At 71.7% G+C, this 12,950-nt stretch carries 14 protein-coding genes; 6 read left to right on the top strand and 8 right to left on the bottom strand.

All coding sequences use genetic code 11. The features are described from left to right. Positions 1-179: 179 nt before the first annotated feature. A complete protein-coding gene (locus ACFVJQ_RS13175) occupies positions 180-1,208 on the top strand; it encodes an SDR family oxidoreductase (RefSeq protein WP_385515711.1) in 1,029 nt (342 codons plus the stop codon). A gap of 16 nt (positions 1,209-1,224) precedes the next feature. Here ACFVJQ_RS13175 and ACFVJQ_RS13170 read toward each other — a convergent pair whose 3' ends face one another. After that, positions 1,225-1,497: a hypothetical protein gene (locus ACFVJQ_RS13170; protein WP_385783416.1), complete on the bottom strand. Its 273-nt coding sequence runs from the start codon at positions 1,495-1,497 to the stop codon at positions 1,225-1,227. Between the two features lie 186 nt (positions 1,498-1,683). Here ACFVJQ_RS13170 and ACFVJQ_RS13165 point away from each other — a divergent pair, with 186 nt between their 5' ends. The 4 genes from ACFVJQ_RS13165 to ACFVJQ_RS13150 all read left to right on the top strand — a co-directional run bounded on the left by ACFVJQ_RS13165 (position 1,684) and on the right by ACFVJQ_RS13150 (position 5,886). Beyond that, complete coding sequence (locus tag ACFVJQ_RS13165) at positions 1,684-2,178, top strand: FBP domain-containing protein (protein WP_385783413.1); 495 nt, start codon at positions 1,684-1,686, stop codon at positions 2,176-2,178. A gap of 46 nt (positions 2,179-2,224) precedes the next feature. Further along, the gene (locus tag ACFVJQ_RS13160) at positions 2,225-3,481 is read left to right on the top strand and encodes an aromatic acid exporter family protein (protein ID WP_385515714.1); all 1,257 of its coding nucleotides are present in this window, start codon (positions 2,225-2,227) and stop codon (positions 3,479-3,481) included. 45 nt (positions 3,482-3,526) lie between these two features. Further along, positions 3,527-4,573: a hypothetical protein gene (locus ACFVJQ_RS13155; protein WP_385783410.1), complete on the top strand. Its 1,047-nt coding sequence runs from the start codon at positions 3,527-3,529 to the stop codon at positions 4,571-4,573. Between the two features lie 113 nt (positions 4,574-4,686). Then, positions 4,687-5,886, top strand: a complete 1,200-nt coding sequence (locus tag ACFVJQ_RS13150; RefSeq protein ID WP_385783407.1) for a lactonase family protein — start codon at positions 4,687-4,689, stop codon at positions 5,884-5,886. Here the strand turns inward: ACFVJQ_RS13150 and ACFVJQ_RS13145 are convergent. Then, positions 5,854-6,579, bottom strand: coding sequence for a DUF2470 domain-containing protein (locus ACFVJQ_RS13145; protein WP_385783404.1), 726 nt, complete (start codon positions 6,577-6,579; stop codon positions 5,854-5,856). The two genes, ACFVJQ_RS13150 and ACFVJQ_RS13145, sit on opposite strands and share 33 nt — an antisense overlap. A 96-nt stretch (positions 6,580-6,675) precedes the next feature. Next, positions 6,676-7,497, bottom strand: coding sequence for a pentapeptide repeat-containing protein (locus ACFVJQ_RS13140; protein ID WP_385783401.1), 822 nt, complete (start codon positions 7,495-7,497; stop codon positions 6,676-6,678). A 149-nt stretch (positions 7,498-7,646) separates the two neighbouring features. Here ACFVJQ_RS13140 and ACFVJQ_RS13135 point away from each other — a divergent pair, with 149 nt between their 5' ends. Further along, positions 7,647-7,847, top strand: a complete 201-nt coding sequence (locus tag ACFVJQ_RS13135; protein WP_385515719.1) for a DUF5999 family protein — start codon at positions 7,647-7,649, stop codon at positions 7,845-7,847. Between the two features lie 7 nt (positions 7,848-7,854). On the opposite strand, the gene ACFVJQ_RS13130 is transcribed toward ACFVJQ_RS13135, so the two are convergent. From ACFVJQ_RS13130 to ACFVJQ_RS13110, 5 genes are all read right to left on the bottom strand, one after another. Further along, complete coding sequence (locus tag ACFVJQ_RS13130; RefSeq protein ID WP_385783397.1) at positions 7,855-8,598, bottom strand: PIG-L deacetylase family protein; 744 nt, start codon at positions 8,596-8,598, stop codon at positions 7,855-7,857. 64 nt (positions 8,599-8,662) lie between these two features. Next, on the bottom strand, positions 8,663-9,964 hold the full coding sequence (locus ACFVJQ_RS13125) for an alpha/beta fold hydrolase (protein ID WP_385783394.1): 1,302 nt from the start codon (positions 9,962-9,964) through the stop codon (positions 8,663-8,665). A gap of 103 nt (positions 9,965-10,067) precedes the next feature. Then, positions 10,068-11,093: a LacI family DNA-binding transcriptional regulator gene (locus ACFVJQ_RS13120; RefSeq protein ID WP_385515722.1), complete on the bottom strand. Its 1,026-nt coding sequence runs from the start codon at positions 11,091-11,093 to the stop codon at positions 10,068-10,070. Positions 11,094-11,172: 79 nt separating this feature from the next. Then, entirely contained in the window at positions 11,173-12,603 is a 1,431-nt protein-coding gene (locus ACFVJQ_RS13115; protein ID WP_385783391.1) for a BNR repeat-containing protein, read from the bottom strand. Between the two features lie 15 nt (positions 12,604-12,618). Continuing rightward, entirely contained in the window at positions 12,619-12,939 is a 321-nt protein-coding gene (locus ACFVJQ_RS13110; protein ID WP_385515724.1) for an L-rhamnose mutarotase, read from the bottom strand. Positions 12,940-12,950: the final 11 nt, after the last annotated feature.

The following is a 12,950-nucleotide window of genomic DNA, read 5'->3' as shown; positions in this document are numbered from 1 at the left end:
TGAAGCCCTGTGGAGCCTTTCGCCGAGAGGCGACCGCCATCCGTGCCCACCACATGGCCGCCCCGGCCGGAATCCCCCGTCCGGTCGGGGCTTTCCCCTGCGTGCACATTGCTGCGTATGCGCTCACGCGTCCGGGTACTCGGTCCCTCGCGGCGGAGTACGCCCGAGAGGAGCCGAACGTGAGCAACGCAGCGGGCAACAGGATCGTCGTCACCGGCGCCACCGGCAACGTCGGCACCAGTGTCGTACGCCTTCTCTCGGAGGACCCGCAGGTCGGGTCCGTGCTGGGGCTGGCGCGTCGGTTTCCCGAGTGGCAGCCGCCGAAGACCGACTGGTCGGCGGTCGACATCGCGTCCGAACAGGTCGATCTCGTCAGGGAGTTCCTGGGCGCCGACGCCGTGATCCATCTGGCCTGGGCCTTCCAGCCGACGCACGATCCGGCCACGACCTGGCGCACGAACGTGCTCGGCGGCATCCGGGTCTTCGACGCGGTCGCCGCGGCGGGCGTGCCGACGCTGGTCCATGCCTCCTCGGTGGGCGCCTACTCGCCGGGGCCCAAGGACGACGCCGTGGACGAGTCGTGGCCGACACACGGCTGGCCGGACGCCGCGTACTGCCGGGAGAAGGCCTACCTGGAACGCACCCTCGACACGTTCGAGCGCGAGCACCCCGGGATCCGGGTGGTGCGGATGCGGCCCGCCTTCCTGTTCAAACGCGAGTCGGCGAGCGAGCAGCGCCGGATCTTCGGCGGGAAGTTCCTTCCGGGGCCGCTGGCCCGTCCCGAGCTGCTGCCGTTCCTGCCCGACATACCCGGGCTGCGCGTACAGGCACTGCACACCGACGACGCGGCCAGGGCGTATCTGCTCGCGGTGGGTTCGGACGCCCGGGGCGCCTTCAATCTGGCGGCCGAGCCGCCGGTCGACGCGGCACTGCTGGGCAAGCTGCTCGGGAGCCGCCCGGTACGGCTGCCCCGGACCGCGGCCCGCTCGGCGATCGCCGCCGCGTGGGGACTGCATCTGCTGCCGGCCTCCCCGCACCTTTTCGACGCCGTCGTCCGGCTGCCGCTCATGGACTGCCACCGCGCGCACACCGAACTCGGCTGGCAGCCGGAGTACACGGCGACCGAGGTGATCGAGGAGTTCCTGCAGGGGCTCCAGCAAGGGGCGGGGGCACGGACGGAACCGATGCGGGGTCGCAAGGTCGGCTGACGCACGCGCGGCGCGGTCAGGCCGTCGACTCGTCCGGTGCCGGGTGCTCGGGGTGCACGGTGGCCGAGTGCGGGGCACCCTGTCTGCCCGTCCCTGCCTCGTCCGTGTCGGGGACATCGGTGGTCGGCTCCTCGGTCTCGGCCTCGGCCGTCTCGTCGCTGCCGCGGTCCGTTGCGGGGGCGGGCACCTCCCAGGGGTCCTTCTCGCCTTCGCGGGCCTGCTGGTCGGGCAGGTCCCTGGACACCGGGTCGGGGCTGCGGCCGGGTTCCTCGTGTCGATGGTGGCTCACGACGGGCTCCCTTCGTGTCGTCCCCAGGCACACGCGAGTACCGCCGGCCATGGCGACGAAACCGCACGTCGTGATGAGCCGGTGCTCAGTCCTCCGGAAATCCAGTGGCTGCCCCGCGTCGGGGCTACCTAACCTAGGCCAGTACCTAGGACCCCTAGCTTTTTGGCGAAAGCCCCGGAGACTGCCATGCGATCGCTCACCGAGCAGGACATCCGCACCTCTTTCATCAACTGTTCCAAGGGAGAGGCCAAACGACTGGCCGTCCCGCGTGACCTCGGCGAACGCCCCTGGGACGATCTGGATTTCCTCGGCTGGCGAGATCCCGGCGCACCCGACCGCAGTTATCTGGTCGCCGAGCGGGAGGGGCGGCTCGTCGGAGTGACCCTGCGGTTCCCGCCCCCGCAGCGCGGTTATCTGCACCGCAGCATGTGCTCGCTCTGTCTCACGACGCATCCGCGGGGCGGCGTGACGTTGATGACGGCCCGCAAGGCGGGCGCGGCGGGCCGCGAGGGGAACTCCGTCGGTGTCTACATGTGCACCGACCTCGCCTGCTCCCTCTACGTGCGGGGCAAGAAGGTCTCGGAATCCGGGGCCCGCTTCGAGGAGAGCCTCACGCCGGAGGAACAGATCGCCCGGACGACGGGCAACCTGTCCGCCTTCCTCGACAAGCTGCACGCCTGACGCTCGATACGTTCGATGCCTGTGGGGAAAGGGAACAGGCCAAGGCATGCGAGTTGTACGAGAGTGGTCGGCACCCCTCGTGCGGTCTGTGCGGAAGGCCCTCCGGGATCCCGTGGTCGTACAGGCGCTACGGTCGTCGGCCGCGGCGACGGTCGCGTATGTCATCGCGCTGCGCCTGAGCCCCGAGGCGGCACCGCTCACCGCGCCGCTGACCGCCTTGCTGGTCGTCCAGGTCACCCTGTACGCCACGCTCACCAACGGCATCCGCCGGGTGAACTCGGTGGTGGCCGGGGTCCTGGTCGCCATCGCCTTCAGCCTCCTGGTGGGCCTGACCTGGTGGAGCCTCGCTCTGCTGATCATCGCCGCGCTGGCGGTCGGGCATCTGGTGCGGGTGGACGAGTACGTCCCCGAGGTGGCGATCAGCGCGATGCTGGTCCTCGGGGTCACCACCGTCGGCGACACCGCGTGGGCGCGGATCCTGGAGACGCTGATCGGCGCGGTGGTCGGCCTCGCCTGCAATGTGCTGCTGCCACCGCCGGTGTGGGTGGGCGAGGCGGGGGCGTCGATCGAGGGGCTGGCCCGCCGGATGCGGCAGCTGATGCTGCATGTCGGCGAGGAGGCCGCGGGCCGCACCCCCGTCGACCTCGCGGCCGAACGGCTGCACGAGGCGCGGCGGCTGGACCACGACATCGTGGAGGTGGACGCGGCGCTGCGGCAGGCCGAGGACAGTCTGCGGCTCAATCCGCGGGTGCGTGAGGGTCTGCTGCACCGGGTGGTGCTGCGCACCGGTCTGGACACGCTGGAGATCTGCACCGTCGTCCTGCGGGTCCTCGCCCGCACCCTCACCGACCTCGCGAAGGAACGCGAACCGGAGCCGCTGTTCGAGAAGGAGTCGGGTGCCGTCGTCGAGCAGCTTCTGTGCCAGATCGGCGACGCCGTGGTCAGCTTCGCGGTGCTGGTCACCACGCATGTCAGCGTCAGCGCCGAGTCGGCGGAGTCGCGACTGACCAACGAGCTGCGTACGGCTGCGGGCAGCCGGGACAAGCTGGCCCAGCTGCTCCTGGACGAGGTCCGGCGCGATCCCCACCAGTGGCAGCTGTACGGCGCTGTACTGACCGAGGTCAACCGCATCCTCGATGAACTCGACACCGAGCACCGCACCCGCCGCCTGCTGGAGGAGCTGGACCGCCACACCCGGGAGCAGCGCGAACGCCTGCCGAGGCTCACCCGGCTGCGTGAGCGCATGGGTGTTCAGGAGCAGCTGTGGCGGAACCGTACCGGGATGAGCGGGCGTTCTTGGTGAGGGAGCGCCGGAACGGGCCGGCACCGGATGCGAGGGAGCGGGCAGATGGCCGACACCACCGTGCGGATCGACGGGAACACGCTGCGATTGCCGGGCGGCGTGGCGGTGCGGTTCGTCCGCACGCTGCGGCTGCCCGAGACGGGCACGCATCCGCTGCCGCCGGGGCTCGGCGAGTTCCCGATCCGACGGGTGGCGGACTACCCGGAGACGGTGCCCGACCAGTGGCGGGCGCGCGGCGGCGTGATGCTGCCGGTGTATCTGCGCGAGGCCATGTGGCTGAGCTTCGCGGGCACGACCGAGCCCGCCGCTCTGCAGGTCGGGGTGGGCAAGGTGTGCGCGGTCTCGGGAAAGCCGTGGAGCGACCGGCTCGCCCGCGATCCGCAGAACTACGTCGTGCTGCCGCGGCAGCCGTGGCTGGACGGCATCAACTCGGGGAAGGGCACGGTCCGCCAGTTCGTGGCGGTGCCGCTGGGCATCGGGGCGACCGTGGAGGGCCAGGTCACGGGCGAGGAGGTCTGGGGCGGCGTACAGCTGCAGTCGTTCCCGCTGAACGGCGACGCGCTGGCCACCTGGCGCGAGCAGGAGCGGCGCCGTGCGGAGCAGGCGCGGGCCATGCCCCTGTCCGCCCCGGGCTACGGGGCCGCGCCGCCCGCTCCGGGCGCGATGCCGGCCCCCTCGGCGGCGCCTGCGGGCGGTCGTCCCCGGGCCGCCGCGGCGATGGGACTGGGGGTCGGCGGTTCGATGCGCCAGGAGGTCTACCGGGACGAGCGTCCACTGTCGGACTGGGCCGAGGAGCCTGCCGGGCGGGTCTTCGTGCATCTGGTGACGCCGCCGGAGTGGCGCCGCATCACCGGGGAGGCTCCCCCGCCGTCGCCCGTGGACCGGGCGGCGTACACCCGTGCGGGCCTGCCGTGGTACGAGTACTACGACGAGGACGCCCAGGACCTCGCCCCCACCGACGCCCTCGGCCAGGTGAAGCCGGTCGGCGACTGGCTCGGCGACGATCACGAGCCCTGGCAGAACCCCTCCCCGCACCAGGTGAAACCGCTGGGGGACGCGCAGGGCAAGCCGGTCGAGGACGGCGACTGGTAGCCCCCGCCCTCGTTGCACTATGCGCAATCGGCGTTGCCGTTCTTGCACTTGACGGGTGATCCGCGCCAAGGTGGCTGTCACGACGGGGCCAACCGATGAGCTGAGGTGCGGGAATGGGCAGGGGTGCGCGGGTGTCGCGCGGCGGCTGGAGCAGGCGGCGCCTGGTCGGGGCTCTGGCAGGTGCGGCGCTGCCGGCGTCGGCCGCCTGCGGAAGCACACCGGCGGACGAGACCCCCGAGAAGTCGCCGGGCGGCTCCGGGCAGGCCTCGCCCAAGCCGCCCTCCGGCCCCCGTCCGCTCTGCCTCGGCACCTACACCTCCGTCGACGGCGGCGGCACCGGCATCGGCCTGGCCACCTACGATCCGGCGACCGGCGGCATCACCGGCGCCGGAACCCTCACCGGCATCGGCGATCCGTCGTATCTCGCGGTGCACCCGGACGGCCGCACCCTGTACGCGGTGAACGAGCGTGAGGACGGCGCCGTGACCGCCGTCCGGCTGTCCGACCGCAAGATCCTCGGCAGCCGCAGCACCGGCGGCGCAGGCCCCTGCCATCTCTCCGTGCACCCGAGCGGACGGTGGCTGCTCAGTGCCAACTACACCTCCGGCAGCGTGGCCGTGCACCCGATCGACGCCGAAGGCGCGCTCGGCGAGCGCACCGACCTGGTCACGCACTCCACTCCGGCTCCGGGGCCGGGCCAGGAGGGCCCGCACGCCCACCAGATCGTCACCAGCCCGGACGGCCGCCATGTTCTCGCGGTGGACCTCGGCACGGACACCGTCTACACCTACCGCCTCGACCAGCGCCGAGGCACGCTCCGCGAGGTGTCGCAGGCCCGCACCCGGCCGGGCGCCGGTCCGCGCCACCTCACCTTCCACCCCGGTGGGCGGCACGCCTATCTGGCCAACGAGGTCGATGACACGGTCGCGGTCTGCGCCTACGACCCGGCGACCGGACGGCTGACCGTCGGCGAGGCCCAGTCCACCGGGGCGGGCGAGGGCACCAACTACCCGGCGCAGATCCTCGTCACCGCGGACGGCTCGTACGCGTATCTCGCCAACCGGGGCCACAACAGCCTCGCGCGCTACGCGGTGGAGGCCGACGGCGCCCGGCTGCGGCTGCTGGACACGGTTCCGGTGTCGGGTGACTTCCCGCGGCAGATCGCCTTCTCGCCGGACGGCGCACTGCTGTTCGTGGCGAACCAGAGGTCCAGCACCGTGAGCGTCTTCCGCGTGAACACGGACAACGGTGAACTGCGGCTCGCGGGCGAGCCGTTCACCTCACCCGTCGCCGTCTGTGCGCTGCCGCTGTAGGGCTCGGGGGCAGGAGGCGGCGCTCGCCTGCGCGAGCAGCACGTGCATGCGCTCGGTGAGCTGCGCGACGCCGTCGGCGGGCGCATGGAAGGGCAGCCGCACATCGCCGTGGGCGCGGCGGCGCTCGATCCGCAGCGTCAGTCCGTGCCGGTCGACGGCGAGCGGCTGGACACGCACCACGCCGTGCAGGCTGCCGGGTTCGACAAGGCGGGTGAGGCGCTCGACCGCGTCGGGATGGGCGTCGGCGAGGTGGGTCAGCAGCCGGGCCTCGGCGGTGGCCAGCGGGTCGGGTGAGGCGGCGGCGAACTCGTCGAGGTCGACGACCACCGCGCCGGACGTCTGCCGCAGCACCACCCGGGTGGCCCGGAAGGCCAGGTGGCCCTCCTCGACGGCGAACCAGCCGGCCAGCCACAGCCGGGCCCGGATGCGGTTGCGCATCGGGACGGGCGCCACGTCGGCGAACTCCAGGACGGCGGACGGCTCCCCGCGGGGCGCGCAGATCGTGGCCGCGAGCAGCGCGCTGTCCTCGGGCACCTGTAGGATCACCCGCCCGTCCTCGGCCACGCTGTGCGCGCCGACGAGTTCCTCACGGACGCCCTCCGTGGTCACCGCGCACGACCACGAGGTGGCGAGCACCGATCGGGCCCGTTCCGCCGCGGCGGGCACGGCAGCCCAGGCGTGGCTGTCACCCATCCCAGTTCCTCCTTAGGTAAGCCTTGCCTAACCTATCGAAGATCCAGGCGTACGCCAACCAGGCAGGACCATTGCGTTTGCTGTGCGCCGGGGGCGTCAGCCCCAGTGCGCGGGCCGCTGCACCGATGCCGGCAGGCGGGTGCCCGCCGTCCCCCGGGCCGCATTGACCTGCGGCTGGGTCAGGAAGAACGCGCCCGTCAGATCGGCGTCCGTGAGGTCGGCGTCGCGCAGGTCCGCGCCGATCAGGTCCGCGCCGCGCAGATCGGCGCCGGTCAGGTCGGCGGCGATGAGCAGAGCACCGCGGAGGTTCGCGCCGCTCAGGTCGGCACCCTTGAGACGGGCGCCGATCAGGTCGGCGCCCCGGCGGTTCTTCCGGCGCCCGCGTGCGCCCGCCCGGGCCAGCTCGCTGGTCTTCAGCAGGAGAACGTTGATCTCCTGCCGGTGCGCACCCACGTCCAGCGCGCCGAGGTCGTCGGCGCTCAGCCGGGTGAGCCGCTCGGTGTCCTCCAGGGCCCGCCGCAGGTCGGCGTGGACGGGCCAGGCGGCGGGCAGGGTGAGCGCCTCGGTCAGGTACCACAGCAGCTCGTGGAGCTGCCGCACGACGGGGAACACGTCGAACATCCGACGGGCGTGCTCCCGGGAGCCGGTCCGCCAGTCCTGTCCGCCGAAGGTGACCTGCGAGACACGCTGTCCGGCGCCGAAGCAGTCGTAGACCGTGCAGCCGGTGAAGCCCTTCTGCCGCAGCGTGGCGTGGATGCCGCACCGGTGATCGCCCCGCAGGTTGGCGCAGGGCTTTCCGGCGTCCTTGTCGATCGCGAAGTCCGCCGAGGCGGCGAAGGGCAGGGCGACGCAGCACAGCCCGAAGCAGTTCGCGCAGTCTCCGCGCAGGTCGGCCAGGTCGTCGGAATGGTCTTGCATGCCCTCAGCCTAATGGCCCGCCCGAAAGGAAAACTCACCGACGAATTTCCGGCCCTGTGGGGGTCCCCTCACACAACGGAAAACAGCTTCGGCTACTACAGAGATACGAGCCGACCGCGGTCAGGAGCCGACTGGATCGAGGAGACGTCATGTGCCGCCATCAGCCACCCTGCCCCACCGCCGACAGCCCCGAGCACCACACCGCGATGATCGTGTCGGCCCACCCCGAGCAGGGGTGGAACCTGCTGTGCAACGGCACCATCGTCTTCGACGACACCGGTGAACTCCTGCCGGACGGACGGGTCGTGAACCCGCACCGCGTCGTCGGGCCGCTGACCGTGGCCGTCTGACCCCCTGTCACCGGCCGAAGAGTTCGAACGCCACCGCGGGCCTGCCCCCGAACCGCTTCCCCGTCTCCTCCGCGAAGCCGGTCAGGAAGCCCCGGACGTACGTTTCCGGGTCCTCGTCCGTCAACGCCTTGATGTAGGCGTGGTGTTCGAGCAGCGAGCGCACCCCGCGCTCCAGGCCGGGCGTGGCGTCCACGGCGTGCGTGGGGCTGCTGGAACCTGCGACGGCGACCCATCGGACGCCGTTCCAGGGTTCCAGGCCCTGCTCGACGAGCTCCGGGAAGATCCACCGGTTGCCCGCATCGCCGGCCGCGTCGAGCGTGGCGCGGCCGACGGCCACGTGGTCCGGGGTGTTCCAGGCGACGCCGCCCCAGGTGTCCCGGTGGTTGAGGGTGATGAGCAGCTCGGGCCGGTGCCGGCGGATCGCGGCGGCGATGTCACGGCGCAGGGCGATGCCGTACTCGATGACGCCGTCCTTGTGGTCGAGGAACTCCACCACCGACACACCGACGACGGCCGCACTCGCCCGCTGCTCGCGCTCCCGCAGCGCGCCGCAGCTGGCGGGCTCCAGGGTGTCGATGCCCGCCTCGCCACGGGTGGCCAGGACATAGGCCACCTCGCGTCCGGCGTCGGTCCACGTGGCGATCGCCGCCGAGCAGCCGTACTCGAGGTCGTCCGGGTGCGCCACGACCGCGAGGGCGCGCTGCCAGTCGTCCGGCATGGGCTGGAGCTGAGTGATCGTCGGTTCGGTCATGCCCGCAGAGTACGGTCTGTCCGGCGGATCATGCCGGACAGTTCCCCAGTCCGCGCCCCCGGACTCACACCTCGTCCCGCGTCAGCGCGATCAGTCGGTCCAGGACCCGCGGGCCCGACGCCCGTACCCCGTCGTGCTCGAACTCGTCGGTGACCCAGGTCCGCAGGCCGCGGATCGTGCGGGCGGTCTCGAGCGAGTGAGCGGTGTCGACGTACATGTCGTCGTGGTAGATCGCCGCCGCGACCGGCACCTCGTTGGCGGCGAGGCGCGCCGGGTCGTACAGGGGCCGCCAGCCGGTGCGGGCGGCGAGCAGGTCGGCGGTCTCGCGCAGGGGGCGCAGAGCCGGGTCGCAGTCGAACGTCCAGGGGTGGACGGACTCCCCCGTGAACAGCAGTGGTCCGTCGCCCCCGAGCGCCTTGGCGGCGTCGAACTGCCCGAACTCCGCGCGGACCCGCTCGGCCGACCAGTCGGTGGGCCGCCCGTCCTGGCCGTAGATCGCCTCGTGGACGAGGGCGTACAGGGGGTGGCTCGCGTACGAGAGCACGCCCTGGACCTCCTCCTGGAACGCGTCGGAGAGGACCGCTCCCTGCGGGGTGCGGACGAAGGCCTGTTCCAGGAGGTAGTGCAGGCGGTGGCCGCCCTCGGAGCCGCCGAGCAGGATGCCGAGGGACTGGAAGGCCTCGACGGTGAGCCGGTAGCCGTTGGGCAGGACCACGTCATGCGTCAGCAGGTGATCGGCGATGCGGCGGGCGCGTTCGACGTCCTGCGGGTAGCGCGCGTAGTGCGCCATGACCTTGCGCTCGATGCGCGGGTAGGCGGCCCGGTAGACGTCGTCGGCGTGCGCGTCGAGCGCGGGCAGTCCGCCGGTGATGACGGCGGCGCGCAGCCCTTCGGGGGCGGTCGACAGGTAGGTCACCGTGCAGAAGCCGCCGAAGCTCTGGCCGAGGACGGTCCAGGGGGCGCCGCCGGTGACCGCGGGGCGGATCGCCTCACAGTCACGGACGATCGAGTCGGCGCGGAACAGCGCCAGGTACGCGGCCTGCTCGGCCGGGCCGCCGCGCAGCGGGAGCGTCTGGCGGTTGGCGGGGGTGGAGTGGCCGGTGCCGCGCTGGTCGAGGAGGAGTACGCGGTACTCCTTCAGGGCGCGGCCGAGCCAGGCCTGCTTCCCGATGAAACGGTTCGCCCCGAAGCCGGGGCCACCCTGGAGGTAGACCAGCCAGGGCAGGTCCTGGGCCGCCTTGTCGCTCGCGACGACCTCGCGGGCGTACAGCTCGATCGTCTCGCCCTCCGGGTCGTCGTGGTCGAGGGGCACGGTGAAGTGGCGGTCGGTGAGGACGACGCCGGGCTGGCGATAGCTGACGCTCAACGGGTCTCCCGGGTGCGGACGACGGTGCGGGCCGCGTCCCAGTTCAGCACATGCGCGTCCGCCCGGCTGGACCGGGGATCATGAACGGCTGCTGACCGGCGGTTCAGCGGCCCGAGAGGCTGGAGCGGCGCACCACCAGCTCCGGCTGGAGCACGACCCGCCGGTGCTCGTGCCGGGTCGGCGCGCTTTCCGCCTCCGTCTCCTCCAGGAGCAGTTCGGCGGCCAGGGCGCCCATGGTGACGGCGGGCTGCCGTACGGAGGTGAGGGGGACGGCCGCGGCGGCGGCGAACTCGATGTCGTCGTAGCCGACGATGGCGAGGTCGTCGGGGACGCCGACGCCGGCCGCGTACATGGCCTGCAGGACGCCGAGGGCGAGCAGGTCGTTGGCGCAGAAGACGGCGGTGGGGCGCTCGGCGAGGCCGAGGAGGCGGGCGCCGGCGTCCCGGCCGGCCGCGACGTCGAGCCGCTCGGTGGGCAGTTCGCGCAGCGCGTCGGGGCCGAGGCCGGCCTCGGCGAGCGCGTTCAGGGCGCCGGTACGCCGGTCGCGCACCTGGTTCAGGCCGGGCGGCCCGCTGACGTACGCGATGGAGCGGTGCCCGGCGTCCACCAGGTGGCGTACGGCCAGGGCGCCGCCCGCCACGTCGTCGACGGAGACGGAGCACTCGGTGGTGCCCTCGGCGACCCGGTCGACGAGGACGAAGGGGATGTTGTGGCGGCGGAAGGTGTCGATGTTCCGGCCGGTGGCGTCGGCCGGGGTGAGCAGCACGCCGCGCACCCGCTGCTCGGCGAACAGGGAGAGGTACTCCGCCTCCTCCGTCGGGTCCTGGGCGCTGTTGCAGACCATGACGCCGAGGCCGGCCTCGCGTGCGGCCCGTTCGGCGCCGCGGGCGACGTCGACGAAGAACGGGTTGCCCATGTCGAGGACGAGCAGGCCCATGATCCGGCTGCGGCCCGCGCGCAGTTGGCGTGCGGACTCACTGCGGACGTAACCCAGCCGGTCTATCGCGGACTGCACCCGCGCCCGGGTCTCGGTCGCGACCGTGTCCGGACGGTTGATGACGTTCGAGACCGTGCCGACGGAGACTCCGGCGGCGCGGGCGACGTCCTTGATACCCACCGACTGGGCCATCGGGCAGGGACCTCCAGGAAGACGAGGGGCGGCGGGAAGCACTTCACATTACCTTCATGCCGCCCCACAACGGCTGCGGTCAGGCAGGCAGGCGGAAGTTGAGGTTGCGCAGCGCCGAGGGTGTCGTACCGCTGGACTTCTCCTGGTACATGATCGACAGGAAGTTGTCCTGAGCGATGCGCGTCTCGTCGATCACGACCTCGCCGAAGGCGTTCAGCCCGGCGGTGACGCCGTCGTACAGCATCGTCCAGTCCGTGTATCCGGAGGCCTTGGAGGCTCCGGCGATCCGGCAGAACGGGAAGATCGCGTACGCGTTGTCGTACTTGTCCAGGATCAGCTTGGTGCGCTGGCTGGAGTTCAGCGGGACCGGGATCTCGGTCTTCTGCCAGGTGCCCGAGGAGTTCTTCCGGACGTGGAAGGCGCGGCCGTCGGCGGTACGGTTCGCGACGTAGTTCGTCGTGCACTGACCGAAGCGGCCGGGTACGTAGCTGATGATCGCGTGCGGGAGGCTGGCGGAGTCGGTGAACTGGCTCTCCTGGTTCATCAGGGAGTGGTCCGGGTTGAGCGGGTCGACGACCAGGCCGGCGTCGGTGACGGAGACCCGGTCGGAGCCGCCGGTGGTGCCGACGACGGTGCCGGCGTTGTTGCGCCAGGTGCGGCCGCGGTCGTCGGAGTAGACGTAGCCGGTGTCGTGGTTGGTGATGCCGCCGCCGTTGCACATCACGGCGCCGTTCTGCTCGCGCCAGGTGAAGAAGGAGTGCAGGCGCCCGTTGCGGTCGTAGTCGATGCCGTGCAGGTACATGTTGCGGGCGGTGCTGGAGCCGTGCTCGCTCGTGTACGTCCCGGTGGAGCTCGTCCACTCCCCCAGCGCGGTCCACTTCGTGCCGTCGTACTCCGCCAGCGCGTTGCGGCCGTTGCCGGAGATGCCGACGCGGTAGCTGAGCTGGAGCCTGCCGTCGGGCGTCGAGATGAACTGCGGGTAGGTGAACTGCGAGGTCAGGGTCAGCCCGTCGAGGGTGGACTGGGGTGCTCCGAAGCGGCTCGTGGTCCAGCTCAGGCCGCCGGGGTTGTCCATGAGGCCGGCCACCGACTTGACGTAGGTGAAGCCGTCGCTGTGCGAGTCCATGTTGAGGTGGAGGCGGCCGTCGACCTTGGAGACGCCCATGGAGATGACGTTGTGGGAGTCGTTGTAGCGCAGGGTGTGGCCGACCTTGACCGTGGACCAGGTGGTGGCGCCGAGGGCACGGCGGCCGACGACGGCGTTGCGGTCGGCGGTGTACCAGACGGCGTACTGGTAGCCCTTGTAGGTCAGCAGGCCGTTCTTCTGGAAGGCGTTGTTGTTGACCAGGCCGTCGTACGACACGAAGAAGATGGCCTGGCTGTCGAGCGTGGTGGTGCCGGTCAGGGTCACCGAGGGGCCCGGGTCGGCGGCCCGGGCAGTACCGGCGGCGAGGCCGGGGCCGGCCACGGCGCTCAGCAGGGCCGTGGCGAGCACGGTACGTCTTCTCATGACAGCAACTCCGGCTCAGGCTAGGTGGAAGACTTCGGCCAGGGGCTTCATCGCTTCGTCGGGCCGGGCGCCGTCCAGCGATTCGAAGAACGGCGCCATCTCCGCCTGCCAACGGGCGTTGACCTCGGTGGCTTCCATGCCGGCCTGGGCGGCGGCAAAGTCCTCGGTCTCCAAGTAACCGACCAGCAGGCCGTCTTCCCGCAGGAAGAGGGAGTAGTTGTGCCAGCCGGTGGCCGAGAGTGCCTCGAGCATCTCGGGCCACACGGCGGCGTGCCGCTCGCGGTACTCGTCGAGGCGGTCCGCCCGGACCTTCAGAAGAAAGCACACGCGCTGCATCAACAGCCCCC

Source organism: Streptomyces sp. NPDC127197, from assembly GCF_042672405.1.
Taxonomy (GTDB): Bacteria; Actinomycetota; Actinomycetes; order Streptomycetales; family Streptomycetaceae; genus Streptomyces; species Streptomyces flavusporus.
The sequence above is the reverse complement of the archived record's forward strand: the minus strand, read 5'-3'. Positions and strand labels throughout refer to the sequence as shown.

Coding starts and splice junctions, on each gene's coding strand:
- ACFVJQ_RS13165 (WP_385783413.1), top strand. CDS start 1,684: ATGCGATCGCTCACCGAGCAGGACATCCGCACCTCTTTCATCAACTGT.
- ACFVJQ_RS13155 (WP_385783410.1), top strand. CDS start 3,527: ATGGCCGACACCACCGTGCGGATCGACGGGAACACGCTGCGATTGCCG.
- ACFVJQ_RS13145 (WP_385783404.1), bottom strand. CDS start 6,579: ATGGGTGACAGCCACGCCTGGGCTGCCGTGCCCGCCGCGGCGGAACGG.
- ACFVJQ_RS13120 (WP_385515722.1), bottom strand. CDS start 11,093: ATGGCCCAGTCGGTGGGTATCAAGGACGTCGCCCGCGCCGCCGGAGTC.
- ACFVJQ_RS13150 (WP_385783407.1), top strand. CDS start 4,687: ATGGGCAGGGGTGCGCGGGTGTCGCGCGGCGGCTGGAGCAGGCGGCGC.
- ACFVJQ_RS13135 (WP_385515719.1), top strand. CDS start 7,647: ATGTGCCGCCATCAGCCACCCTGCCCCACCGCCGACAGCCCCGAGCAC.
- ACFVJQ_RS13115 (WP_385783391.1), bottom strand. CDS start 12,603: ATGAGAAGACGTACCGTGCTCGCCACGGCCCTGCTGAGCGCCGTGGCC.
- ACFVJQ_RS13110 (WP_385515724.1), bottom strand. CDS start 12,939: ATGCAGCGCGTGTGCTTTCTTCTGAAGGTCCGGGCGGACCGCCTCGAC.
- ACFVJQ_RS13160 (WP_385515714.1), top strand. CDS start 2,225: ATGCGAGTTGTACGAGAGTGGTCGGCACCCCTCGTGCGGTCTGTGCGG.
- ACFVJQ_RS13140 (WP_385783401.1), bottom strand. CDS start 7,497: ATGCAAGACCATTCCGACGACCTGGCCGACCTGCGCGGAGACTGCGCG.
- ACFVJQ_RS13130 (WP_385783397.1), bottom strand. CDS start 8,598: ATGACCGAACCGACGATCACTCAGCTCCAGCCCATGCCGGACGACTGG.